Consider the following 21,640-nt stretch of genomic DNA (forward strand, 5'->3'; position numbering starts at 1 on the left):
GGCGGCAGAAATGAAACGCCAGTTCCCAACGCTTGTTTGACGATAGCGCGACGGCGCCGGAGGCGGTGGCCTCCGGCGTCACGACGGCTTAACCGGAGGCCGGCTTCAAGTGAGCCAGCAGGCGCTTTTCCAGATAGCGGAACAGGTACAGGATGGCGAAGGTCAGGCACAGGTAGATCGCCGCCACGAACAGGAAGGCGTCGAAGGGCGCGTAGTAGCGGGCATAGACGAAGCGTGCCGCACCGGTCAGGTCCATGATGGTCACCACGCTGGCGATGGCGCTGGCGTGGAGCATGAAGATCACCTCGTTGCCGTAGGCCGGCAGCGCCCGGCGGAAGGCGCTGGGCAGCACGATGCGGCGCATCATCAGCGAGTAGCGCATGCCGTAGGCCCTGGCCGCCTCGATCTCGCCACGCGGGGTGGCCTTGATCGCACCATGGAAGATCTCGGTAGTGTAGGCCGCGGTGTTCAACGAGAACGCCACCAGCGCCGGGAAGAACGGCTTCTCCAGCAGTACCCATAGCCAGGTGTCCTGGATGCCCTCGACGAACACCACGCCGTAGTAGATAAGATAGAGCTGCACCAGCAGCGGCGTGCCGCGGAACACATAGGTGTAGAAGAAGATCGGCATCTTGATCCAGCGGCGCTTGGAACCCCGGCCGATGGCCAGTGGCACCGCGGCGATCAGGCCGACGATCAATGACAGGAACACCAGCTGGACCGTGGTGGTCAGGCCCTCACCGTAGTAGGACAGGGTGTCGAGGGTGAAGATGGTGTTGTTGGCCAGCAGTGCTTCGATTGAGGCAAGCAGTGAATCCATCAGTCATGCCCTCCGAAGCCGACGTCGTAGCGCTTCTGCAGTCTGGCGAAGAACCACTCCGAGACGCTGGCGATCAGCAGATAGATGACCGCCACGATGATCATGAACAGGAAGGGCTCGCGGGTGGCCTTGGAGGCCTCCGCGGCGACCCGCACCATGTCGGACAGGCCGATTACCGAGACCAGGGCAGTGGTCTTCAACAGCACCATCCAGTTGTTGGACAGGCCCGGCAGGGCATGGCGCATCATCTGCGGGAAGCGAATACGGCGGAACACCAGGGCGTGGCTCATGCCGTAGGCGCGGCCTGCCTCGATCTGGCCGCTGTCCACCGCCAGAAAGGCGCCACGGAAGGTCTCGCCCATATAGGCACCGAAGATCAGGCCGATGGTCAGGACGCCGGCGACGAACTCGTTGACGTTGATGAAGATGTCGATACCGAAGCGGGCATACAGCCAGTCGGTGACCATGTTGATGCCGATCTGGCCGCCGAAGAACAGCAGCATCATCAGCACCAGGTCCGGTACGCCGCGGATGATGGTGGTATAGAGGGTGCCCAGGCGGTGGGCCACCCAGTTGCGCGACATCTTGGCGCTGGCGGTGACAAGGCCAAGCCCGATGGCCAGGATCAGTGACAGCACCGCCAGTTCGATGGTGACCAGCGCCCCCTCGAGAAGGCGTGGCCCGTAACCGTGAAGGTCAATCATGGGTCTCTCCTGGCCGCCTCAGCGCTTGGGTGCAAGGAATTGCTTGAGTCGCTCGGAGCTGGGGTTGCCCAGCACCTGGTCGGGCGGACCCGCTTCCTCGACCTGACCCTGGTGCAGGTAGATCACCTGACTGGAGACGTCGCGGGCGAAGGCCATTTCGTGGGTTACCACAATCATGGTGCGGCCTTCCTCGGCCAGGTCACGCATGACCTTGAGCACGTCGCCGACAAGCTCCGGGTCCAGCGCCGAGGTCGGCTCGTCGAACAGCATGACCTCCGGGTCCATGGCGAGTGCCCGGGCGATGGCACCACGCTGCTGCTGGCCACCGGAAAGCTGGGCCGGATAGTAGTCGGCGCGTTCGGCCAGGCCGACCCGCTTTAGCAGGGCGCGGGCGTGTTCGATGGCCTCCTTCTTCGACTTCTTGAGCACGTGGACAGGCGCTTCGATGACGTTCTCCAGAAGCGTCATGTGGGCCCAGAGGTTGAAGCTCTGGAACACCATCGACAGCTTGGCGCGCATCTGTACCACCTGGTTCCAGTCGGCAGGCTCGCGGCCGTGCTTGGTTTCCTTGAAGCGGATCTGTTCGCCGTGGACAAACAGCTCGCCCTCGTTGGGCTGTTCAAGCAGGTTCATGCAGCGCAGGAAGGTGCTCTTGCCGGAGCCGGAGGCGCCGATCAGGGTGATGACGTCCCCCTTGCGGGCCTCGAGAGACAGCCCCTTGAGCACTTCGGTGTTGCCAAAGCGCTTCTTGATATTGCGCACTTCCAGCGGAATTGGTGTATCAGCCATGAATCGGGCTCCAGATAGAATCGGCCGTGCCGGGTGGGCCGGCCGGATGGCGCGGGCTGGCGCGAAAAAAACGGGGGATTCTAACAGGCTTGGAACGGCGCAGCAGACGAAGCTGATCCGAGGGGGTATAGACCTTCGTCGAGTATAGGGGCGGGAGTTGTCATGCGTCTATCTCCAGGTTGTTGTTATGTATATATTTATTGTAAGTAAAAGAGGTGCGATCTCACGCTGATGTCAGCCTCACCGGGCGCACCAGCAGCGCCGCTCGAGCGCCGAGTTCTACCCTGGCGTTGGGGAACACCACCTTGAGCGGCTCGTCACCGATACGGGTATCGCCGGCCTGGGCGTCACGCGCCACCACGGTACCGGGGGCGAACTCGGTGAAGTTGGGAATGTCATCGGCAAAGCACAGCGCGAAGTCCTCGCTTTCACGGAACACTTCGACAGCCACCGCAAAGCCATCCAGCTGCTGGATCTCGCCCGACTCGGGCAATTGTCCGGCGATCAGCGACTGAATCAGCCGGCCCATGGGTTCAAGTGGCTCGAGATCATTGTGGCCGAACGGCAACGCCTTGCCGAGTTCCAGGGTAAACGCCTGGGCGCCGTGGTAGTGCTTGCTGTAGTGGGAGAAGGTCCAGCTATGCTGATGCTGCTTGAGCGCCGCCTGGATGCCCGCGCCGGCCATCCAGTGCCACTGCTCGCTATCGGTACGAGTCTCGGCGAAAGGGTCCACCACGAAGCGTGGGTAGTGGCTGTCGCGGATCGCGGTGTGCAGGTCGTAGTGCAGCCTTGGCAGCTGGCTGTGGTCGGCGAAGAAGGCATCCACCGCGGCCATCAGCTCACGCGCGCGGACGGCCTCGTCGCCTGGCTGGTCGAGTTCCCGCCGGAACAGCCGATTAAGGTTGGTCTCGACGAAGCGGGTGTTGCGACGAATCGCCTCGAGGTTGCCGAGGATCACCAATACCGGAGCACCGACAGAGGCAAGCCCTGCCTCCAGGCGCGCCAGGCAATCACCCAGCAGCTCGATCGGCGCGGTCTCGTTGCCGTGGATGCCGACGGACAGCACGCAGGCGCGTGCATCTGCGCCGACGGTGTCCGGGATCAGGCGCAGCAGGCCTGGCCCCTCGATCCGATAGCGGCCGCCTTTTAGCGAGCCTTCCCGGCCCTTGATCGGCCGGTCGGGGGACGACGCATCGGCCTCAAGACTTGCCGTCAGCCACTCAGCCAGCATGGCGACCTCCCGCCAGAGGCGAGGAACAAAGGGAACCTGAGTCGGGTGTCAGAACAAACGTCATCGGGAGTCTTCTTGTTGCCAAGGCATTTATCGAATTCTTGTCGCCGCACCATTGCGAGCCCCCAGGAGGACCCCGTTGCCTCTTATCGGCCCAGAGCTGGCCCACTACCTACCCACTAGCGACCCTCCGGGCCGACTCGCCAGCCGAGCTGGGGCGAACGGAAACAGGGCAGGGCGTGGCCTGTCAGCGGCCGATGGCCGGGCATTCGATCATCGCTGGAGGCGCGGATGCCGCTTCACCTTCTTAGGCAGCGAGGGACCTCGCAAGAGCGAGCGTCGATCTGGTGAAAACCGGGGGTGCGATAATGAAAGGCCCGGCAGCATTCGCCGCCGGGTCGGAGATGAGCGGCCACAGCGGCAGGCGCCTAGAGACCGCGAGCGCCGGTATAGAGGGTATACAGCGATTGACTGGCGGCCATCAGCAGACGGTTGCGCTTCTCTCCGACGAAGCAGACGTTGGCGCAGACTTCCGGCAGCAGGACGCGACCGATCAGGGTGCCATCCGGAGCAAACACGCTGACCCCATCCTTGCCCTCGCCCCCTGAGGTGCCGACCCAGAGGTTGCCGTCCTCATCACAGCACATGCCGTCATAGCCCTCGCTGGTGCTTTCCACCAGCCTCTCGGCACCAGCCAGCGTCCTGTTCTCGGCGCTGAAGGTGAATCGCGTGATGGTGGCGGGCTGATCGGGATGGTGCGAAGGGGCGGTATCGGTGACATACAGCGAGCTGCCGTCCGGCCCCAGGGCGATCCCATTGGGCTTGTAGAGCTCTGTGGTCAGACGGGTCGGCTCCTGCATGCCGTCCTCCCAGTAGTAGATGGCGGTCTCGAGTTCGAGCGAGCGCTGCTTGCCCTCGTAGTCGGAGTGCGCGCCGTAGCCGGGGTCGGTGAAGATGATGGCGCCGCCGGGCAGGGTGACCAGATCGTTGGGGGCATTGAGTGGCTTGCCGTCGAAGGTGCTGGTCAGCACATGGCGACTGCCGTCCCACTCGTAGCGAACCACCTGGGCCGGCGAGTGCTCGCAGGCGATCAGGCGACCACGATCGTCGAAAGCGTTGCCGTTGGAATGGCCGATATGATCACGCAGCACGCTGACCTGGCCGCTGGCCTCGTCCCAGCGCATCTGCCGGGCCCTGGGGATGTCGCTGAACACTGCGTAGCGACCCACGGCGTTCCAGGCAGGCCCCTCGAGCCAGAGTCCGCCCGTCCATTCCCGTTCCAGCGGGGCGTTGAACAGCATGTACTGCTTGAAACGATCATCCACCACCTGCCAGGCGTCGATCGGATAGCGCTCGGGCGTGCCGCCGGCATGGGCAAATAGCGACGGCGCCGCAGCGGTGGCGCCGATGGCCGCCGTGGCGGCAAGAAACTCTCGTCTTCCCAGTGACATTGCTTGACCTCCATGCAGTGAAAGGGCGACCGAGGTGGTCGCCCTTTCAGCGTATGAGGTGTTCACTGGTCTGTATGTTATACATTCTGACGAGGTCAGGCGGCCCTGCGGCAGCGCCTGACTATTGCTCAGCCCTGGCGATAGGGCTCGCACTCCTCGCCCTGTTCGACCTCTATCAGCTCCTCGACCGGGTAGTCCAGATCCTGTGCGCGCTGGACCAGCGAGCGGTAGGTCGCATCGTCAAGCTGGGGACTTCTGGCGAGGATCCACAGATAGTCGCGGTCCGGTCCGGTGACCAGCGACCATTGTCCGGCGTCATCCAGCGCCAGAATGTTGTAGCTTGCATAGAAGGGGCCGAAGAAGCTCACCTTCAGGCGGCCGACGTTGTCTTCCTCCAGCAGGTAGGCCTTGCCTTCGGCCACGTCGGGCTCGCCCTTGGACAGGTCGACGCCACGGTTGATCACCTGGACGCCACCGTCATCCCGGGTGGCGTAGTCGGCGGTGACGCAGTCGAGCCCTTCCTCGAAGCTGTGATCGAAGCGCGCAATCTCGTACCAGCGACCCAGATAGTCCTCCAGGGCGAAGTCCTCGATGGGCTGGGTGCCAGAGGGCAGGCCTGTGCAGGCCGACAGCGCCAGCGGGGCGCCAACGGCTGCGAGCAGGGTGGAGAGGCGCGTCGGCTTTCGAGCCGGGGCCGACGAAGGCCGGCGTCCTTGCGTGTCCATGAGGGCTCCTGAAGGGTGGCAGGCGGGTGGAAGACGAGTCACCGCTGGATGTGTTGCATAATTTTCGTACAAGAAGTGTATATCTTTTTTGCTGCTGTTGTCCAAGAGGCTTCCTGCTTGAGATCGAGCAGCCATAAACGTGCAAGGAGCGCCGCATGACGCTAAAGGGGGCACCAGGAGAGGCCGCGCAGGGAACGGCAGGTAGCCAGCTGGGCCAGCACTATGATGCCAAAGGAAGCCTGCTGGCTCGGCTCGAACGTGCCTTTGTCGAGGCGGGATGCGACCCCGACCATCTGAGTCATGACGAGATGGCCGGTATCGATCAACTGCATCTGGGGGGCAGGGCGGCCAGCCGGCGATTGATGGCCCTGGCGGGGAGGGATGCCGGCCAGCCCCCGAACAAGGGGGACGGTCCTCGCTTGGACGCGTTCGCGGGTGCGGGCACGGGTTCCAGCGGCGCAGCGCGCCTGCTCGATCTGGGCTGCGGTACCGGCGGCGCCAGTCGTCTGCTGGCCCGTGAGCTTGGCTACGAAGTGGTGGGGGTGGATATCACGCCGGGCTTCATCGAGGTCGCGACCTGGCTGAGTCGGGCCTGTGGACTGGAGGACACTACCCGTTTCGTGTGCGCCGATGGTGCCGAGTTGCCGCTGGGGGATGCCAGTGTCGAGGCGGTGTGGTGCCAGCATGCCCTGCTCAATATGCCGGACCTCGCCGCTGTGTTGAGCGAGTGTCGCAGGGTGCTCGCTCCGGGCGGCAGGTTGCTGCTCCACGAGGTGGTTCGAGGCGACAATCCTGCGCCGTTATCGCTGCCGGTGCCCTGGGCGAGAACGCCCGAGCATAGCCGACTGTTGTCCCTGAAGGATCTCGAGCAACACCTCCAGGCCGCCGGGTTTCAGCGCCAGGCACTGGAGGATGTCAGCGCCGAGGCGCTGGCCTGGCGAAGCCATCACCGGCGTCGCGAGCAGGGCGGGGCTGACCGCCGAGCCCATGGTGGCAGCAACACGGACCAGGCGCAGCCGCCCAGGCAGGAGGGGGGCGAGTCGTCACCTCAGGCGTCAGGACCTGCTGCCCGTCCTCCCATTCGTCCCCGCTTGCCTGGTCCTGCGCTGATCTTTGGTGAGGTCTTCTTGGAGATGGGCCGTAACCTGCTCGACAACCTCGGCGACGACCGGGTACGGGTGGTCCAGGGGGTGTGGCAACACTAGGGCTTTTCTGAAAAGTGTCTGCACTCGGTAATACGGCGTTAAAAATCGCCTTAGAATGCTCATTTACACCCCGTAAACTGCGCTTTCTCGACGATTTTTGCCTTGTCTAACCTTCGCTCGTCGACTTTTCTGTGAAAGCCCAGCCATTGCCGCGAACCTGACAGTTTCTCCCTCCACTGCCGCTGTATGTCGTGCAGCGGAGTGCCTCCTCAAGGAGGCTCCCTCTCCCATGGTTGCCTCCTCGGGGGCACGGGTTTGCCAAGCCTGCTAATGCTCTGTGCTCTCTGGTCGTCTCTCTGCATTCTTCTCTCGGCATCCTTCTCTGTTTCCTGCCTTCCCTCCGTGCTTTTTTCGCGGGCTCTCTCGGCCGACGCGCGACGCCTTGGTACAGGGTGGCCTGGTGCGGTTGTGTCACGTCGAGCTGGCATGCGCCACCTGACCGGGTTCTGGGCTGACCGTTGTCGTGATGGATCACAGGGGCGGGCTTTCACGGCGCTCTTGCATTTGGGTATCCTGTAAATATATTTTATACAATCTACGTTTTGGCGGTATTGCCTGAGTCTGGGCGTATCGGCCTGTCGAAGCGTTGGGGAATGTGGAATCTGGCGATGGGCGCTGGATACACCGATGGAGTCAATACAATGAACAACAAGGCCTTGAGTGCAGCAGCGATCGGAAGTCTGGTGATGGGGCTGGTGGCGCCTGCCCTGGCGGCTGACGTCGAGTGGAAGGTGCCGACCTCGGTACCGGCGGGCTCCCCTTTTTACGAGAACTTTCTGGAGCGGTTTGCCGATAACGCCGACACCCTCAGCCAGGGACGGGTGGAGATCAAACCCTTCGGCGCAGGGGTGATCGTACCTGCGTTGCAGGTATACGAGGCCGTGCTGGAAGGCACCGTGGAGGCGGGGCACTCCACGCCCAGCTACCTGGTAAACCAGAAGCCCATCAACGCCATCTTTGCCGGCTTCCCCGGTGGCATGGGGCCGGAGACCTATATCAACTGGATCTACGAGGGGGGCGGTCAAGAGGCCTTGCAGGAGCTGCGTGCCAGCGAGGGGTTGCATTCCTTGATCGTCGGTATCGGCTCCACCGAAGTCTTCGCTCACGCCAACGTCAGGATCGATGGTGCCGACGATCTCGAAGGTTTGAAGTATCGTACGTCGGGCCCCTGGGCGGAGGTGATGCGTGAATACTACGGCGCAGTGCCGACCGTGGTGCCGCCGGGGGACACCTACACCCTGCTTCAGCGCAAGGGTGTCGACGCGGTGGAGTGGGCAACCCCATCGAGCAACCAGCCAGAAGGGTTCCATGAAGCCGCCAAGTACATCGTGGTTCCCGGCGTGCATCAGCCCACCTTCCTTTGGGAGGTTGTCGTGACCGAGGACACCTGGGCGGCCGTCCCAGACGACCTCAAGCCGCTGATCGAAGCCGCCGCCAAGCTCACGACCTATGAAGGCCTGAGCCAGTTCTATCACCAGGACATGCTGGCCATGGAGGCTTACCGTTCGGGCCGCAATGAAGTGGTGAGCCTGGACCCCGAGTTTGTTGAGGATCTGGCCCAGAGCGGTCGGGCCTGGATGGAGGCCACGGTTGAAGCGTCAGACGATCCTGCAATGCAGGCGCTGCTGGAAGACTACCGCACCTACCAGCAGCGCTGGAGCGAGCAGAACGACTACCTGATCCGCGACTGACCCCTCAACCGATCCTGGAGGAACGTCACCTCGGCCTGCGGGGTGACGCCTATTCATGAATACACTGATGAACCTCATCGACAGGGCGTCGACGCTGCTGGCGTGGGGCAGTCGCCTGGCGCTTGTCGCCCTGACCGGCGCCATGCTCTACGAAGTCATTGCACGCTATGTCTTCAATGCCTCGACCATCTGGGCCTTCGATCTGTCCTACATGGCCACGGGAACAGCCTTTGTTCTCGGCATCGCCTGGACCGCCAAGGTGGATGGCCACGTCAGGGTCGATGCCTTCAGTCGCCTGCTTCCGCCGCGTCTGGTCCAGCGCCTGCACGGTGCCGTCTATCTACTGCTGATGGTGCCGGTGGTGGCGCTGATGGCGCATCACGGATGGCTGCGCACCCTGCGGGCCTGGCACACCAATGAGGTGGAAATGGTCAGCGTATGGGCACCAAGGATGTGGCCGCTCTACGCCCTTATCGCCATCGGGCTTTCCCTCTTCGCCTGCCAGCTTGCGGTGGACGGAGTGCGGCAGCTTTGTACAGCACGCACCACCGAGGAGATTCGCTGATGGATGCCCTCGTTGCCGGTCTGATGTTTCCCGGCTTATTTCTGCTTATCTTCCTGGGCATCCCCATCGCCTATTCGTTGACGTTGGTCTCGGTTGCCGCTGGCTGGTACGCCTTCGGACCGATGATCTTTCAGCAGCTGTACGGTAGCGTCTACAGCGCCGCCACCCACTATGTGCTGTCTTCCATCCCGCTGTTTGTGCTGATGGGAGGAATCCTCTAGAAGTCGGGAATCGCGCGTCAACTGTTCGATGCCATCCAGCTCTGGATCGGCCGACTGCCTGGGGGGCTGGCGCTGACGACGATCGCCATGGCGGCCATCTTTGCCGCCGCCTCTGGAGTGGTCGGTGCTGTCGAGATCATGATCGGTCTGATGGCGATACCCGCGATGCGGGCCTATGGCTATCGCAATAGCCTGATGAGCGGGACCATCTGCGCTGGGGGCTCCCTGGGCACGATCATTCCGCCGACCGTGATCGTGGTGGTGTATGCGGCCCTTGCCCAGCTTTCCATCGGCGAACTCTTTGCCGCCATCATTCTGCCAGGCGGATTGATGGTCTCGCTGTTTGCTCTCTACATTCTGGTGCGCTGCGCCCTGCGCCCCCAGGACGGCCCTCCGGCCGTGGAGGCGACACCCTTGCCGCTGGGCCAGAAGCTCGCGATCACCGCTAAGGCCCTGGTACCCCCGCTGTTGTTGATGTTTGCGGTGCTGGGCTCGCTGCTGATGGGCATTGCCTCACCGACAGAGGCGGCGGCGGTCGGCGTGGGCGGCGCCTTGCTGCTGGCTGTGATGAATGGCGGTATCAGCGTCCAGGCGCTAGGGGAGTCGCTGTCCCTGACGGTGCGCATCACCGCCATGATTCTGCTGATCGTGGCGGGGGGCACCATGTTTACCGGGATCTTTGCGGTCAACGGCGGCGGCGAGATGGTGGCCGAGATCGCTGAGCAGCTCGGCGGCCCCACCGGTGTCATACTGTTTTTCCTCGGCGTGACCTTCCTGCTCGGCTTCGTGCTCGACTGGACCTCCATCGTGCTGATCTGCGTTCCGATCTTCACGCCGGTGGTCAAGCAACTGGGCATCGATCCGGTCTGGTTCGCCACCCTGGTGCTGGTGACCATCCAGACCAGCTATCTCACCCCACCGATGGCATCGTCGATCTTCTATCTGAAGTCCATCGCCCCGGATGACATCACCTACGGTCAGATGTGCCGAGGGGTGCTGCCCTTCATCGCGATCCAGCTGGTGACACTACTGGCGGTGGCACTGGTGCCGAGTCTGGCGACATGGTTGCCAGAGCAGATCGTGGGGTTCTGAAGACCGGCCCGGCTCGAGGATGCCGGGCCGGCAGGGTGATCAGCCCTGGGCGATACGCTCGCTGATCGCGGCGCCCAGACGCTCGGTGGTGCCGTTGCCGCCCAGGTCCGGGGTCAGCACTTCGCTGTCGCCGTCTTCCAGCACCGCCTCGATGGCGGCCAGGATGGCGTCACCGGCGTCCTTGTGACCCAGGTGTTCGAGCATCATGGCGCCGGACCAGATCTGGCCGATGGGGTTGGCGATGCCCTTGCCGGCGATATCCGGGGCGCTGCCGTGAACCGGCTCGAACAGGCTCGGGAAGGTGCCTTCGGGATTGATGTTGGCCGAGGGCGCCACGCCGATGGTGCCGGTACAGGCGGGCCCCAGGTCGGAAAGAATATCGCCGAACAGGTTGGAGGCCACCACCACGTCGAACCAGTCCGGATGCATGACGAAGTTGGCGGTCAGGATATCGATGTGGAACTTGTCCACCTCGACGTCGCCGTACTGCTTGGCCATCTCGGCCACACGGCTGTCCCACCAGGGCATGGTGATGGCGATGCCGTTGGACTTGGTGGCCGAGGTCAGCTTCTTGCGCGGGCGGCTCTGGGCCAGGTCGAAGGCGTACTTGAGCACCCGGTCGACGCCGTGGCGGGTCATCACCGTTTCCTGGATCACCACCTCCCGGTCGGTGCCCTCGAACATGGTGCCACCGACGCTCGAGTATTCGCCTTCGGTGTTCTCGCGGACCACGTAGAAGTCGATGTCGCCGGGTTCGCGACCGGCCAGCGGGCTCTTGATACCCGGCAGCAGGCGGCAGGGGCGCAGGTTGACGTACTGGTCGAACTCGCGGCGGAACTTGAGCAGCGAGCCCCACAGCGAGATGTGATCCGGTACCTTTTCGGGCCAGCCGATGGCGCCGTAGAAGATCGCATCGAAGTCGATCAGCGTCTCGCGCCAGTCGTCCGGCAGCATCTTGCCGTGCTCGAGGTAGTAGTCGCAGCAGGCGAAGTCGAAGGTCTGGGTATCCAGGTCGATAGCGAAGCGCTTTGCGGCAGCCTCGAGGGCGCGCACGCCCTCGGGCATGACTTCGGTGCCGATACCGTCACCGGCGATGATGGCGATGCGATGGGCCATGAAAGCTCCTTGATCCTGTCTGCTGGCGTGTAGAGGGTGCCTCGCGCAGCGGCCACGATTGTGCTTGGTGTGAAGGGTGGCGGCGGCAAGGTGTAAGGTCAGTCTAGCTCTTTACAGCGAGGCGATAATGGGGCTCGATGGCAATTCATTGTTGATCTCAAGTGGAGAAAAGGGTGGCGTCACTCGATGATCTGGCGTTCTTTCGTCAACTGGCCCAGGCCGGCAACTTGACCGCCACTGCACGCGAGCTGGGGCTGTCGCTGTCGGCGGTCAGCAAGCGCCTGAAGCAGCTGGAGGCGCGGCTCGGGGTGGAACTCGCCACGCGCACCACCCGGCGGCTTACCCTGACCGCCGAAGGTGAGCGTTACCTGGCAAGGGGGGTAGCGCTACTGGATGAGCTGGCCGAACTGGAAGAGAGCCTGGGCGAGGATCGCGAGGCGCTGGCGGGACCGCTGCGGCTCAACGCGACCTTCGGTTTCGGCCGTCGCCATGTGGCGCCCTTGCTGTCCGAGTTCTGTGCCTTGCATCCGGGCATCGAGGCGTCACTGGAACTCTCGAACTTTCCCGCGCCATTGGTGGAGGGCGTGGATCTGGGCATCCGGATTGGCGAGCCCCCCGACTCGCGCCTGGTGGCCCGCCGTCTGGTGGCCAGCCGACGTGTTGCCTGCGCCTCTCCCGACTATATCGAGCGCTGTGGTCGGGCCGAGACTCCCCAGGCGCTGCAGCGCCACGCCTGTCTGGTACTGCGAGAGAATGACAGCGATTTTGCGCTGTGGCGATTCGTCGACGCCGACGGTGTCGAGACGTCGGTCAAGGTCGGCGGGCGCCTTACCAGCAATGACGGTGAGGTCATCAAGCGACTGGCGCTCGATGGTCACGGGGTGATGCTGCGCTCCTGGTGGGACGTTCACGATGAACTGAAGGAGGGGCGCCTTGTCAGCCTGCTGCCGGGCTGGCAGGGGGTGCGTGCCGACTTCTTCGCGGTCTACGCCCAGCGCCGGCACGTCCCCGCGCGCTTGCGTGCGCTGGTCGACTTCCTCGCTCGGCGCCTGGCGGCCAGGATCCCGTCACTCGATTGAACGACTGCCGGCCCCGTCAGCCCTTGCGTGCCAGCACTCGCAGCCGGGATTCCAGCATGTCGCGGTCCAGGTAGGTGCCCTGGAGGTGACGCTCTCCGGTGGAGGGATCGAAGGCCTCACGTCCATGCAGTACCCGGCGGTTGTCGAAGGCCACCATCTGCCCGGGACGCAGGTCGAGGGCAATCTGATGCTGTGGTGCATGCAGCAGGGTCCAGAAGTGGTGGTAGGCCTCGTACCAGGGGGTGATCAGGTCGGCAGGCAGGTGCAGGGTGTCACGAATCCAGTTGTTGAAGCGAATCTCGCGGATGCGCCCATCCGTGCCGACGTCGATGACCGGCTCGCGGACGCCGATATCGTGTTCCTCGTCCTGGAAGCGAAAGTCGATGGCGGTCTCGGCCAGAAGCTGGAAGTGATCGGGGTTGGCCGCGCGCAGCGCCTCGGCGACCTGGATGCCGTCGGCGAAGATCGAGCCGCCGCCTTCGGCATCGTTCTTCAGGCAATACAGCAACTGCATGTCCGGCGGTTGGCGCCAGTTTGGCAGGTCCGTGTGCAGCGCCAGGGCAATCGAGGTGTAGGCCGCGTTGTTGGGGTTGGGCTTCGAAATGACGTCGAAGCGAGCCCCGAAGTTGGTGGCCTTGAGCGGGCCAATGCGCCGTGCCAGGCGACTGACCTCCTCGAGTTCCAGCGGCCCCTCGTCGAGCAGCACCAGGCCGTCGCGCAGCAACGCCGTGATCCAGGCTTTTTCGCCGTTGCCACCGGCTACCAGATCGGCATGCCGCACATGCTGGGGGGAAAACGGTGTCTGCCAGGCGACAGGCCGCGGCAGGCTGTCGATGGCGGCCTCGCCGGGGCGACGCTGGTGCAGCCAGCCGGCGGCGAAGCGGCTGTGGTGTCCGTCCTGCCAGTCAAGGTGGAGCTGACCGTGCTCGATGCGGGCCTCGTCGAGCCCTGGAACGGCGGCCATCGGTGTGACCAGGCGTTCCCGGGTCAGCGGGTGGCGGCACTGATCACAGGCGCAGTGATCGCGCAGCCACAACAGAGGAAATTGTCCTCGGTCGCCGTTGTTCCAGACCAGCGAGAGACGCAAGCCTTCAGCAACCACGTCGGTCAGCGTCAGGTGCTGGGGCCAGGGGGCCAGTTCGTGCATATCGATGTGGCCGGCGTCGGCGGTCGAGGTCAACGAGGTGGTGCTCATGGATGGCTCCCAGGTGACGAGTGTTGACGAAATAGGTGACGAGTGTTGACGAAATAGGTGACGAGTGTTGACGCCGATGGTGGGGGCTCGAGGCGATGGCGACAAACGACTAATATGACGCCTTAGGCCAAGCTTGGCTTATGACTGTCTTTTTCATCGACGCTAAACCACAGGGCCAGAAACCACATGCACCGACTTCCTCCTCTGCATTGGCTGCAGGCCTTCGAGGCCTCGGCAAGAACCCTGAGCTTTACCGCAGCGGGCCAGGAACTGTCGGTAACCCAGGCCGCCATCAGTCAACGTATTCGGCTGCTGGAGGACCGCCTGGGGCAGCCACTGTTCGTGCGCCACCCGCGCAGCCTGACGCTGACGCCGGCGGGCCAGGCCTGGTTGCCGAGCGTCCAGGAAGCCTTTGCGCGGCTTGATGAGGGCACCCTGGAGGTGTTCGGCGTGACCCCGGATCGTTCGGTGACGCTGCGCACTACGCCGGCGCTTCAGAGCCAATGGCTGGCGCCTCGTCTGGCACGATTTCACCTTACCCACCCCGAGGTGACCGTGCGTGTGGTCAGCGCGGTCTGGAGTTCGGATTTCGGTGCCGAAGGGGCCGATATCGAACTGCGCTACGGCCAGGGAGAGTGGCGCGGCATGGAGTCGATCTCTCTGGGGGCGTCGTCGTTGTTGCCGGTCTGTACGCCGCCGCTGGCAGGGCAGCTCGTCTCGCTGGATGCCCTGGCCGGGCAGACCTTGCTCCACGCGGCGGGCTTCGCGGCCGGCTGGCCGGCCTGGTTGGAGCACGCCGGGCGCAAGGACCTGTCGAGCCACTGTCACAGTCTGATCTGCGACAACCTGTCCATGGTGATGGCCCTGGCCCGGCAAGGGGCGGGGGTGGCGCTGGTGCACCGCTGCCTGCTGGAAGATCCCCAGGGGCTGGTTGCCCCGTTCGACATCGAGGTGCCCACCCGCGAAGGATTCTGGTTGTGTCGCCCGCGCAGTGCGCAGGGCAGTATCGAAAGCGAACGGCTATGGCGCTGGCTGGCGGGCGAAGTGGCGCCTGGGCCATCGTGACAACTTTGTCGGCAAGAGGTTAGGCCTCGGCACTTTGCTCCAGGAGGGCTGGGGCTGAGCCGCTCGAGTCGGTATGATCGTGACCGCTTATCGAGCGCTATCGCTGGCGGGCGCTGGCGCTCGTAAGAGCATAGAATTGAGAGTGAGGGTGCCGTCCGGCCCCCGCCTGCAACGCACCTTGGGATTGTCGCCGCCGGGGTGCGGTCCATCATCTGTTTCGGGAGACTGCTGCCGCCGTGAATGTGTTGATGTTCACCAACACCTATGCGCCGATCGTCGGTGGTGTCAGCGAGTCCGTGCAGCGCCTGAAGCACCAGTTGCAGCAGGCGGGGCATCGTGTCCTGGTGGTGGCGCCTCGGCTGGAGGGTCAGCCGCAACACGAGCCGGACGTGGTGCGTGTCGTCGCGGTGCAGCATTTCAACGGCAGCGACTTCTCGCTGCCGGTGCCAATCCCCGGACAACTGTTCGACGCCATCGAGGCTTTCGAGCCGGACATCGTGCATTCCCACCATCCCTTCCTGCTGGGCGACACCGCAGCGCGCGCGGCGGAAACCTACGGCCTGCCACTGGTGTTCACCCACCACACGCTGTACGAGCACTACACCCACTACGTGCCGGGGGATTCCTCGCGGATGCAGCGCTTTGCGGTGGCGCTGGCGACCCAGTACACCTGGCTGTGCGACGAGGTGATTGCTCCCAGCGAGAGCGTCAAGCAACTGCTGGTCCAGCGCGCCGGCAACCCGGACATGACGGTGGTGCCCAGCGGAGTGGACACTTCACGCTTTGCGACGGGCAAGCGTGATCGCTGGCGGGATCACTTCGCGATTCCCGCAGATGCCCGGGTGATCGGGCATCTTGGTCGGCTGGCCAAGGAGAAGAATCTGGCATTTCTGGCGGGCGCGGTGTGCCAGGCGCTGGTCGAGGATGCCGAGGCATGGTGGCTGGTGGTAGGAGACGGTGATGCCCGAGAAGCGGTGGAAGCGGCCGCCGATCGTCATGGGGTGAGCGAGCGTGTCTGTTTTACTGGCTGCCTGCACGGGCAGGCGCTGATCGACGCCTACCACGCCATGGACGTTTTTGCCTTTGCATCACACAGCGAGACCCAGGGCATGGTGGTGGCCGAAGCAATGGCGGCGGGGCTGCCGGTGGTGGCCCTCGATGCCCCTGGCGTTCGCGAAGTCGTGCGAAATGGCGAGAATGGACGGCTGCTGGCGCATGAGGATGAGCAGGCCTTCGCCTTGGCCTTGGCCGAATGTACCGACGCACGATACTGGCCGGCCCTGCACGAGGCCGCCCTGAGCACGGCCCAGGCCTACGACGAGGCTCGCTGCGCCGAACGCTGCCTGCGGGTCTACCGCCTGGCGATCGCCCGCGGTGGCCCCTTCACCCACGCCGATGACGGCGGCTGGGAGCGTGTACGCAGCCGGCTGGGCGCGGAGTGGCAGATGCTACGCTACCGTGGGAGGGTACTACGCCACCTGGTCCAGGAGGAGTGGCGTGAAGAGTGGCGTGAGGAGCGGCCATCCTGGTGGCCCGGCCAACACGAAGACGAACCCGAACTGCCGTCGAGGTGACGCCGCTTGGTGATTCAAGACACCTAGGTTTAAACGCACAAAATTTTCCGAATAGTGCGTTCATTCATTTTATGCTCATGTGACTCGTGCTTCACCAGGAGAGCACGATAGAATCTCCAAAGCTTCGTTTCTTCGGTTGGATAGAGCGACCAGCGCTCGGTGAGGGTATGACGTTGGAACAGACACGGCAGGACAGCAAGCGATCATCGTCGGCGCAGCGTGATGACGACGCCGTGTCCCAGCGCGCGGATCTGACCATCGAGTTACCGATACGCTTCGTGCATGAGCTGTCCGCGGCCGAATCGCTCCAGGACGTGCTGGATACGGTGGCACGCTGGTCAAGTACGGTGTTTGGCGCCAACCGCGCTTCCATCACTCTGGCGCAGTCCGAGACCGAGCTGACCCTGATCGCCATGGAAGGTAACAACGCCATCCCGATGGATCAGCCTGTGCCGATCTACGGCACCATGGTCGGACGTGTCTATCGCACTCGCCAGGCGGAGTACGCCGAGCGTTTTGACGGGAGTCCCGATCTCGACTGCCAGATGCTCAGTGCCAAGGGGCTGGGGTGCTGTCTCGATGTCCCGATGATCAGCGGCAGTCGCTGCGTGGGCACCATGAACATCGCCCACGAAAGCCCGAATGCCTTCACCGATGAAGATCGTGAGCGCCTGCAGGCCATGGCCCACTGGGTCGCCGCCAGCATACGCATCCATCATCAGATCGAAGAGATGGAAGTGCTGTCCGAGACCGACCCCCTGACCGGGGTGTGCAATCGTCGCGCCTTTGCTACCCGTTTTGCCACCCTGGCCAAGCGCTGGCAGCGCGGCAAGGGAGCGCTGGGTGTCGCGCTGGTCGATCTCGATCACTTCAAGTCGATCAACGATACCTACGGCCATGAATCCGGGGACAGGGTGCTGGTCGCCGTGGCCAAGGCGCTCGACGCAAGCTTTCGCAAGTCGGACCTTATCGCCCGCATGGGGGGAGAGGAGTTCTGCGTGGTCATGGCGGACGTCGACAAGCCTGCCTTGATGTCCGCCCTCGAGCGTTTCAACCTTGCCCTGTCCGAGCTGGAGATACCCGTCGCCGATAGCGTGATACGCGTCACCGCCAGTATCGGTGCGTTGCTGATCGACAGTGACAGCGCTGACCTCGACAGCCTGGTCAATCAGGCCGATCAGGCGATGTACAAGGCCAAGACCAATGGTCGAAACCGAGTCGAGTTCGTGCACGTGACGCAGTAGGTCAGCCGTGGCGGTGCTACTTGCTTTCCACTTGTCTGGATGATCCCCGATCGGCCTTTCTCCCGTCGGCCCAGCGCTTGAGTCCGACCAGCAGGCCGACACCCAGCGCCAGGCCACCCAGCGCATAGAAGATCTCGCTGCGACTGTCGGCGGTGATCAACTCGCCCAACTGGCTGCCGAGCAGGGTGACCCCGGCCAGGCCCGGGGCGATGCCCAGGGTGGAACCGATCAGGTAGTCGCGAAAGCGCAGATGGAAGGCTCCGGCCATCATGTTGGTCAGGGTGAAGGGGGCCAGCGGCAGCAGGTTGACCAGCGTCATGGTGCGGATGCCGCGTCCCGACAGGTAGAGTGACAGGCCGTTCAAGCGCTTTCCCCCGTAGCGCAACAGCGCATCGCGGCCAAGCTTGCGACCGACCCACCAGGTCAGGCAGGAGGCCGACAGGGTACCGATCAGGGCGTAGCCGAAGCCCCACCAGGGGCCAAATACCAGCCCGGTCGCTGCCACCAGCAGACTCAGCGGAAACATCACAAGCGATAGCCCTGCATAGACAGCAGCCACCACGACGATGGCCCAGGGGCTGTCGCGCCACGCCGTGCCACCCTGGGAAAGCTTCATCAGGGTGTCGACGGTAAGCAGGTCATGCATGGCCAGCCACTGCCAGGTCAGTCCCAGCGCTGCCAGCACGGTGATGGCCAGGGTCGGCAGTAGCCAGCGCCTCGTCATCGGGGGGATTCCTGAGTGGCGGGTGAGGGTGCGGGATGGTCGTTATCGGCAGTCAGCGCCCATGTGAGGGGCTGCTGCTGAAAGTAGCGACAGAGCAGATCGTAGAGTCCCGGGTAGGCCTCCATCAGACGGTCGGGGGCGCTGAAGAAGGTCTCGCAGCAGACGGCAAAGCACTCGCCGGGATGGCTCGCGGCGTAGTCATCGATGGGCGTGGGGTCGCCTGCTTCGAGGCGCTTTTGCAGATCCTGCCAGACCGCCGTGAACTCGCGATGCCACTCCCTGGAGGCGATGGCGACCGGCAGTGGTGGAAACCCGTCGACGTCCTGGGAATTGCCCATGTCGAGCTTGTGGGCGAATTCATGGATGACCACGTTGAAGCCATCCAGGCCACCGCTCTCGACCAGATCGGGAAAGGCGATCACCACCGGCCCCTGGTAGAAGGTCTCGCCGGCGCGCTCGTCCTCGTAGACGTGCATCACCCCGGCCTCGTCCATCTCTTCGACCTGGCGACGAAAGGCGTCGGGCAACACCAGTACTTCGTGCACGTTGGCAAAGGCTTCCTGGTGCTCGTGCTCGCTCCAGCCCAGCGTCAGCAGACAGGCCTGGGCCGCCAGGGCCAGGCGTTCCTCGCTATCCAGTGCCGCAGGGTCCAGGTCCGGGTGAAGGCTCAGACGCTTGTCGTGAAGAAACCGCCAGGCACGCTGGCCCAGGCGCTGGGCCGAAGCCTCGGGCACGCGGGCCAGCAAGGGCAGGCGCGCCCGCGCGCCTGCCCAGGTGTCGGCGGGGAAGGGATGGCGGGCATCGAAGCGGGCCGCCCGCCAGCGCTTGAGTCGTGACAACACAGCCTAGCTGTCGTCCTGGTCCCTGGCGCCGGACTTCCACGACCAGTCGCGCAGGCGCAGGTCGAACAGGTCCTTGCGGCGGTCCTTGAGGTTGGTCACCGAGCCCTCGGCGCGCACCACGGTCAACCGCGACAGATCCAGGTCGGAGAACATGATCATCTCGGTGTTGGGGGTGGTCTCTGCCATCACTGCGTCGTGGGGGAAGGCGAAGTCGGAAGGCGAGAACACCGATGACTGGGCGTACTGGATGTCCAGGTTCTCGATGGACGGCACATTGCCGACGCTACCGCACAGCACCACGTAGCATTCGTTCTCGATGGCACGGGCCTGGGCGCAGTGACGTACCCGCAGATAGCCGTTCTTGGTATCGGTCCAGAAGGGCACGAACAGCAGGTCCATGTCCTGATCGGCGAGCAGTCGGCCCAGCTCCGGGAACTCCACGTCATAGCAGATCAGGATGCCGATGCGTCCGGCATCCGTCTGGAATACGCACAGATCCTCGCCGCCCTCGATCACCCAGTCGCGGCGCTCCTGGGGGGTGATATGCAGCTTGGCCTGGCGCTCGATGGAGCCGTCGCGGTGGCACAGGTAGGCCACGTTGTAGAGGCGTCCGTCGTCACCTTCCTCGATCATCGATCCGGCGATGATGTTGATGTTGTAGGCCACCGCCATGCGCGACATTTCGGTCTTGAAGCGCTCGGTGAAGCCGGCCAGAAAGCGGATGGCCGCCATCTGGTCCTGCTGGGCGGCGCGGTCCTGAAGGCCCATCAGTGGTGCATTGAACAGCTCCGGGAAGACCGCAAAGTCGCTCTGGTAGTCGGACAAGGCATCGACGAAGTACTCGACCTGCTGCAGCACCGCCTCCACCGAGGCGAACTCGCGCATCTGCCACTGCACTGCGCCGACTCGAACCTGGGTCGGACGACTTTCCAGCATGCGTTCGGCCGGTTCGAACAGGATGTTGTTCCACTCGAGCAGGGTCGCGTAGCCCTGGGACTTCTCGTCTTCCGGCAGATACTTGCGCAGCAGGCGCTTGACCTGGAAGTCGTTGGACAACTGGAACGACAGGATCGGGTCATGCAGCTCCTTGCGCGAGACCTTGTCGATGTACTCGCTCGCCGACATGCTGTCGGCCACCCGGTGATACTCGGGGATGCGTCCGCCGGCCAGGATGGCCTTGAGGTTGAGCTGGCGACAGACCTCCTTGCGCGCCTCGTAGAGGCGACGGCCAAGGCGATAGCCGCGGTAGTCGGGGTCGATCAGCACGTCGATGCCGTACATGGCATCGCCGTCCTTGGCGTTCTGGATCGTCTCGCGCTTGCCGATCAGGTCGTCGTACTTGTGCGGGTTGGAGAACTCCTCGTAGTCGACCAGGGCGGTAAGCGCCACGCCGATGACCCGGCCGTCGTCCTCGATGACGATCTGGCCGTCAGGAAACTCCGCCACCAGCCTGTCGATGGTGATCCTGGGCCAGGCTCCGCCGATGTCGTGGTAGACCTTATCCATCAGCCCCTTGAGCTGAGGGTAGTCGTCACAGGTGAGGTTGCGGAGATTGAGCTGAAGATCATCGAGGGACATGAAGCGTTCCTCCGGAAATGGACCGCATAGTCTAACATGCCGCCCAGGGCAAGGCGGAACGAGGTGTGCAGCATAGCGCAAAAGCATAAAGGCGATGCATCTAATGCTCGGGGGCGGCAGTGCACATCAGGGGAAGCTTGAAGCGCTGGAGAGAGCGCTGGAAAGAATGCGTCCAACAAACAGTGGGCCTTGCCACGAGCAAGGCCCCGCCGTAGCGGAGCCTTGGGGTGCTGCGCGCAAGCTCTGCAGCGCAGGTGTCCTGCAATCTGGAGGCTTAGACGTCGTTTTCCGGCTCGTTGGCCGAATCGACGCCGCTGTCTTCCACCAGGTCGCCCTCGTCCAGCGCCGACTGGCTGTCGCTGGCGGAAGCGTCGTCGCTGGGCGCGTGGTTGGAGTCGACACCGCCATCCTTGACGATCTCGCCTCCGGGAATGGCGCCATCTTCGCCCTCGGCCTTCGCTGAATCGTTGGAGGAGTCGACGCCGCTATCTTCAGGCATGACCTGCTCCTGCTTCATCTCTTCGTCTCCCTCGGCGTGGTGATCGGCCAGGGCGGCGCTGGAGAACAGGCCGATCAAGCCGACCAGGGCGAGGCGCTTCAGCAGTGTGGTCTGGTAGGTGTTCATCGTAGTACCTCCGGGTTGTAGCTGTTGATGATGCTCTGATGACGGCCCAACGGCATTCCCGTCGTCGACCTTTCATTGTCCGTCGCTTCATGCGGGGGACTGAA

21 protein-coding genes are annotated in these 21,640 nt (G+C 63.8%); 9 read left to right on the forward strand and 12 right to left on the reverse strand.

Annotated features, from left to right (window positions below; translation table 11 throughout):
* Positions 1 to 88: 88 nt before the first annotated feature.
* From RBB39_RS05860 to RBB39_RS05885, 6 genes are all read right to left on the reverse strand, one after another.
* Positions 89 to 820 carry an ABC transporter permease gene (locus RBB39_RS05860; RefSeq protein WP_045992794.1) on the reverse strand — a complete coding sequence of 244 codons (732 nt, stop codon included), beginning with the start codon at positions 818 to 820 and terminating at the stop codon, positions 89 to 91.
* Positions 820 to 1,524, reverse strand: a complete 705-nt coding sequence (locus tag RBB39_RS05865) for an ABC transporter permease (protein WP_045992793.1) — start codon at positions 1,522 to 1,524, stop codon at positions 820 to 822. The genes RBB39_RS05860 and RBB39_RS05865 overlap by 1 nt, the downstream gene beginning before the upstream one ends.
* Positions 1,525 to 1,542: 18 nt before the next feature.
* Positions 1,543 to 2,313, reverse strand: a complete 771-nt coding sequence (locus RBB39_RS05870; protein ID WP_045992792.1) for an ABC transporter ATP-binding protein — start codon at positions 2,311 to 2,313, stop codon at positions 1,543 to 1,545.
* A 223-nt stretch (positions 2,314 to 2,536) separates the two neighbouring features.
* Positions 2,537 to 3,544 (reverse strand): succinylglutamate desuccinylase, encoded by a 1,008-nt coding sequence (locus RBB39_RS05875; protein ID WP_045992791.1) that lies wholly within the window; start codon positions 3,542 to 3,544, stop codon positions 2,537 to 2,539.
* Between the two features lie 428 nt (positions 3,545 to 3,972).
* Entirely contained in the window at positions 3,973 to 4,995 is a 1,023-nt protein-coding gene (locus RBB39_RS05880; protein ID WP_045992790.1) for an SMP-30/gluconolactonase/LRE family protein, read from the reverse strand.
* A 128-nt stretch (positions 4,996 to 5,123) separates the two neighbouring features.
* Complete coding sequence (locus tag RBB39_RS05885; RefSeq protein ID WP_045992789.1) at positions 5,124 to 5,720, reverse strand: lipocalin family protein; 597 nt, start codon at positions 5,718 to 5,720, stop codon at positions 5,124 to 5,126.
* 155 nt (positions 5,721 to 5,875) lie between these two features.
* On the opposite strand from RBB39_RS05885, the gene RBB39_RS05890 reads away from it, so the two are divergent.
* From RBB39_RS05890 to RBB39_RS05910, 5 genes are all read left to right on the forward strand, one after another.
* The gene (locus RBB39_RS05890; RefSeq protein WP_306168914.1) at positions 5,876 to 6,925 is read left to right on the forward strand and encodes a methyltransferase domain-containing protein; all 1,050 of its coding nucleotides are present in this window, start codon (positions 5,876 to 5,878) and stop codon (positions 6,923 to 6,925) included.
* A 641-nt stretch (positions 6,926 to 7,566) separates the two neighbouring features.
* Positions 7,567 to 8,616: a TRAP transporter substrate-binding protein DctP gene (gene dctP, locus RBB39_RS05895; RefSeq protein WP_108132408.1), complete on the forward strand. Its 1,050-nt coding sequence runs from the start codon at positions 7,567 to 7,569 to the stop codon at positions 8,614 to 8,616.
* Between the two features lie 55 nt (positions 8,617 to 8,671).
* Positions 8,672 to 9,181 carry a TRAP transporter small permease subunit gene (locus RBB39_RS05900; RefSeq protein ID WP_306168915.1) on the forward strand — a complete coding sequence of 170 codons (510 nt, stop codon included), beginning with the start codon at positions 8,672 to 8,674 and terminating at the stop codon, positions 9,179 to 9,181.
* Positions 9,181 to 9,402: a hypothetical protein gene (locus RBB39_RS05905; RefSeq protein ID WP_306168916.1), complete on the forward strand. Its 222-nt coding sequence runs from the start codon at positions 9,181 to 9,183 to the stop codon at positions 9,400 to 9,402. Before RBB39_RS05900 ends, RBB39_RS05905 begins: the two co-directional genes overlap by 1 nt.
* A 9-nt stretch (positions 9,403 to 9,411) precedes the next feature.
* Positions 9,412 to 10,494, forward strand: a complete 1,083-nt coding sequence (locus RBB39_RS05910) for a TRAP transporter large permease subunit (RefSeq protein WP_306168923.1) — start codon at positions 9,412 to 9,414, stop codon at positions 10,492 to 10,494.
* Between the two features lie 39 nt (positions 10,495 to 10,533).
* Here the strand turns inward: RBB39_RS05910 and RBB39_RS05915 are convergent, their stop codons facing one another.
* Positions 10,534 to 11,610, reverse strand: a complete 1,077-nt coding sequence (locus RBB39_RS05915) for a tartrate dehydrogenase (protein ID WP_045991709.1) — start codon at positions 11,608 to 11,610, stop codon at positions 10,534 to 10,536.
* Between the two features lie 173 nt (positions 11,611 to 11,783).
* Between RBB39_RS05915 and RBB39_RS05920 the strand changes: the two genes are divergently transcribed.
* Positions 11,784 to 12,689 (forward strand): LysR family transcriptional regulator, encoded by a 906-nt coding sequence (locus tag RBB39_RS05920; protein ID WP_108132410.1) that lies wholly within the window; start codon positions 11,784 to 11,786, stop codon positions 12,687 to 12,689.
* A gap of 16 nt (positions 12,690 to 12,705) precedes the next feature.
* Here the strand turns inward: RBB39_RS05920 and RBB39_RS05925 are convergent, their stop codons facing one another.
* A complete protein-coding gene (locus tag RBB39_RS05925) occupies positions 12,706 to 13,884 on the reverse strand; it encodes a TauD/TfdA family dioxygenase (protein WP_306168917.1) in 1,179 nt (392 codons plus the stop codon).
* Positions 13,885 to 14,070: 186 nt separating this feature from the next.
* Here RBB39_RS05925 and RBB39_RS05930 point away from each other — a divergent pair, with 186 nt between their 5' ends.
* The 3 genes from RBB39_RS05930 to RBB39_RS05940 all read left to right on the forward strand — a co-directional run bounded on the left by RBB39_RS05930 (position 14,071) and on the right by RBB39_RS05940 (position 17,767).
* Complete coding sequence (locus RBB39_RS05930; RefSeq protein WP_045991711.1) at positions 14,071 to 14,949, forward strand: LysR substrate-binding domain-containing protein; 879 nt, start codon at positions 14,071 to 14,073, stop codon at positions 14,947 to 14,949.
* Between the two features lie 236 nt (positions 14,950 to 15,185).
* Positions 15,186 to 16,523, forward strand: coding sequence for a glycosyltransferase (locus RBB39_RS05935; protein ID WP_306168918.1), 1,338 nt, complete (start codon positions 15,186 to 15,188; stop codon positions 16,521 to 16,523).
* A 167-nt stretch (positions 16,524 to 16,690) separates the two neighbouring features.
* Entirely contained in the window at positions 16,691 to 17,767 is a 1,077-nt protein-coding gene (locus RBB39_RS05940) for a sensor domain-containing diguanylate cyclase (protein ID WP_306168919.1), read from the forward strand.
* 16 nt (positions 17,768 to 17,783) lie between these two features.
* Here the strand turns inward: RBB39_RS05940 and RBB39_RS05945 are convergent, their stop codons facing one another.
* The 4 genes from RBB39_RS05945 to RBB39_RS05960 all read right to left on the reverse strand — a co-directional run bounded on the left by RBB39_RS05945 (position 17,784) and on the right by RBB39_RS05960 (position 21,536).
* On the reverse strand, positions 17,784 to 18,491 hold the full coding sequence (locus RBB39_RS05945) for a TVP38/TMEM64 family protein (protein WP_045991712.1): 708 nt from the start codon (positions 18,489 to 18,491) through the stop codon (positions 17,784 to 17,786).
* On the reverse strand, positions 18,488 to 19,333 hold the full coding sequence (locus RBB39_RS05950; RefSeq protein WP_306168920.1) for a zinc-dependent peptidase: 846 nt from the start codon (positions 19,331 to 19,333) through the stop codon (positions 18,488 to 18,490). The genes RBB39_RS05945 and RBB39_RS05950 overlap by 4 nt, the downstream gene beginning before the upstream one ends.
* A 3-nt stretch (positions 19,334 to 19,336) precedes the next feature.
* Entirely contained in the window at positions 19,337 to 20,911 is a 1,575-nt protein-coding gene (locus RBB39_RS05955; RefSeq protein WP_045991713.1) for a bifunctional GNAT family N-acetyltransferase/carbon-nitrogen hydrolase family protein, read from the reverse strand.
* A gap of 274 nt (positions 20,912 to 21,185) precedes the next feature.
* Positions 21,186 to 21,536: a hypothetical protein gene (locus RBB39_RS05960; RefSeq protein ID WP_045991714.1), complete on the reverse strand. Its 351-nt coding sequence runs from the start codon at positions 21,534 to 21,536 to the stop codon at positions 21,186 to 21,188.
* Between the last annotated feature and the right edge of the window lie 104 nt (positions 21,537 to 21,640).

The organism is Halomonas sp. MMSF_3323 (genome assembly GCF_030733595.1).
Taxonomy (GTDB): domain Bacteria; phylum Pseudomonadota; class Gammaproteobacteria; order Pseudomonadales; family Halomonadaceae; genus Halomonas; species Halomonas litopenaei.

Bases quoted from the DNA above. Each gene is read 5' to 3' on its own strand.
- RBB39_RS05955 (WP_045991713.1), bottom strand. From the start codon at position 20,911: ATGTCCCTCGATGATCTTCAGCTCAATCTCCGCAACCTCACCTGTGAC.
- RBB39_RS05860 (WP_045992794.1), bottom strand. From the start codon at position 820: ATGGATTCACTGCTTGCCTCAATCGAAGCACTGCTGGCCAACAACACC.
- RBB39_RS05885 (WP_045992789.1), bottom strand. From the start codon at position 5,720: ATGGACACGCAAGGACGCCGGCCTTCGTCGGCCCCGGCTCGAAAGCCG.
- RBB39_RS05915 (WP_045991709.1), bottom strand. From the start codon at position 11,610: ATGGCCCATCGCATCGCCATCATCGCCGGTGACGGTATCGGCACCGAA.
- RBB39_RS05925 (WP_306168917.1), bottom strand. From the start codon at position 13,884: ATGAGCACCACCTCGTTGACCTCGACCGCCGACGCCGGCCACATCGAT.
- RBB39_RS05940 (WP_306168919.1), top strand. From the start codon at position 16,691: ATGACGTTGGAACAGACACGGCAGGACAGCAAGCGATCATCGTCGGCG.
- RBB39_RS05900 (WP_306168915.1), top strand. From the start codon at position 8,672: ATGAATACACTGATGAACCTCATCGACAGGGCGTCGACGCTGCTGGCG.
- RBB39_RS05945 (WP_045991712.1), bottom strand. From the start codon at position 18,491: ATGACGAGGCGCTGGCTACTGCCGACCCTGGCCATCACCGTGCTGGCA.
- dctP (WP_108132408.1), top strand. From the start codon at position 7,567: ATGAACAACAAGGCCTTGAGTGCAGCAGCGATCGGAAGTCTGGTGATG.
- RBB39_RS05870 (WP_045992792.1), bottom strand. From the start codon at position 2,313: ATGGCTGATACACCAATTCCGCTGGAAGTGCGCAATATCAAGAAGCGC.
- RBB39_RS05960 (WP_045991714.1), bottom strand. From the start codon at position 21,536: ATGAACACCTACCAGACCACACTGCTGAAGCGCCTCGCCCTGGTCGGC.
- RBB39_RS05905 (WP_306168916.1), top strand. From the start codon at position 9,181: ATGGATGCCCTCGTTGCCGGTCTGATGTTTCCCGGCTTATTTCTGCTT.
- RBB39_RS05890 (WP_306168914.1), top strand. From the start codon at position 5,876: ATGACGCTAAAGGGGGCACCAGGAGAGGCCGCGCAGGGAACGGCAGGT.
- RBB39_RS05880 (WP_045992790.1), bottom strand. From the start codon at position 4,995: ATGTCACTGGGAAGACGAGAGTTTCTTGCCGCCACGGCGGCCATCGGC.
- RBB39_RS05865 (WP_045992793.1), bottom strand. From the start codon at position 1,524: ATGATTGACCTTCACGGTTACGGGCCACGCCTTCTCGAGGGGGCGCTG.
- RBB39_RS05875 (WP_045992791.1), bottom strand. From the start codon at position 3,544: ATGCTGGCTGAGTGGCTGACGGCAAGTCTTGAGGCCGATGCGTCGTCC.
- RBB39_RS05930 (WP_045991711.1), top strand. From the start codon at position 14,071: ATGCACCGACTTCCTCCTCTGCATTGGCTGCAGGCCTTCGAGGCCTCG.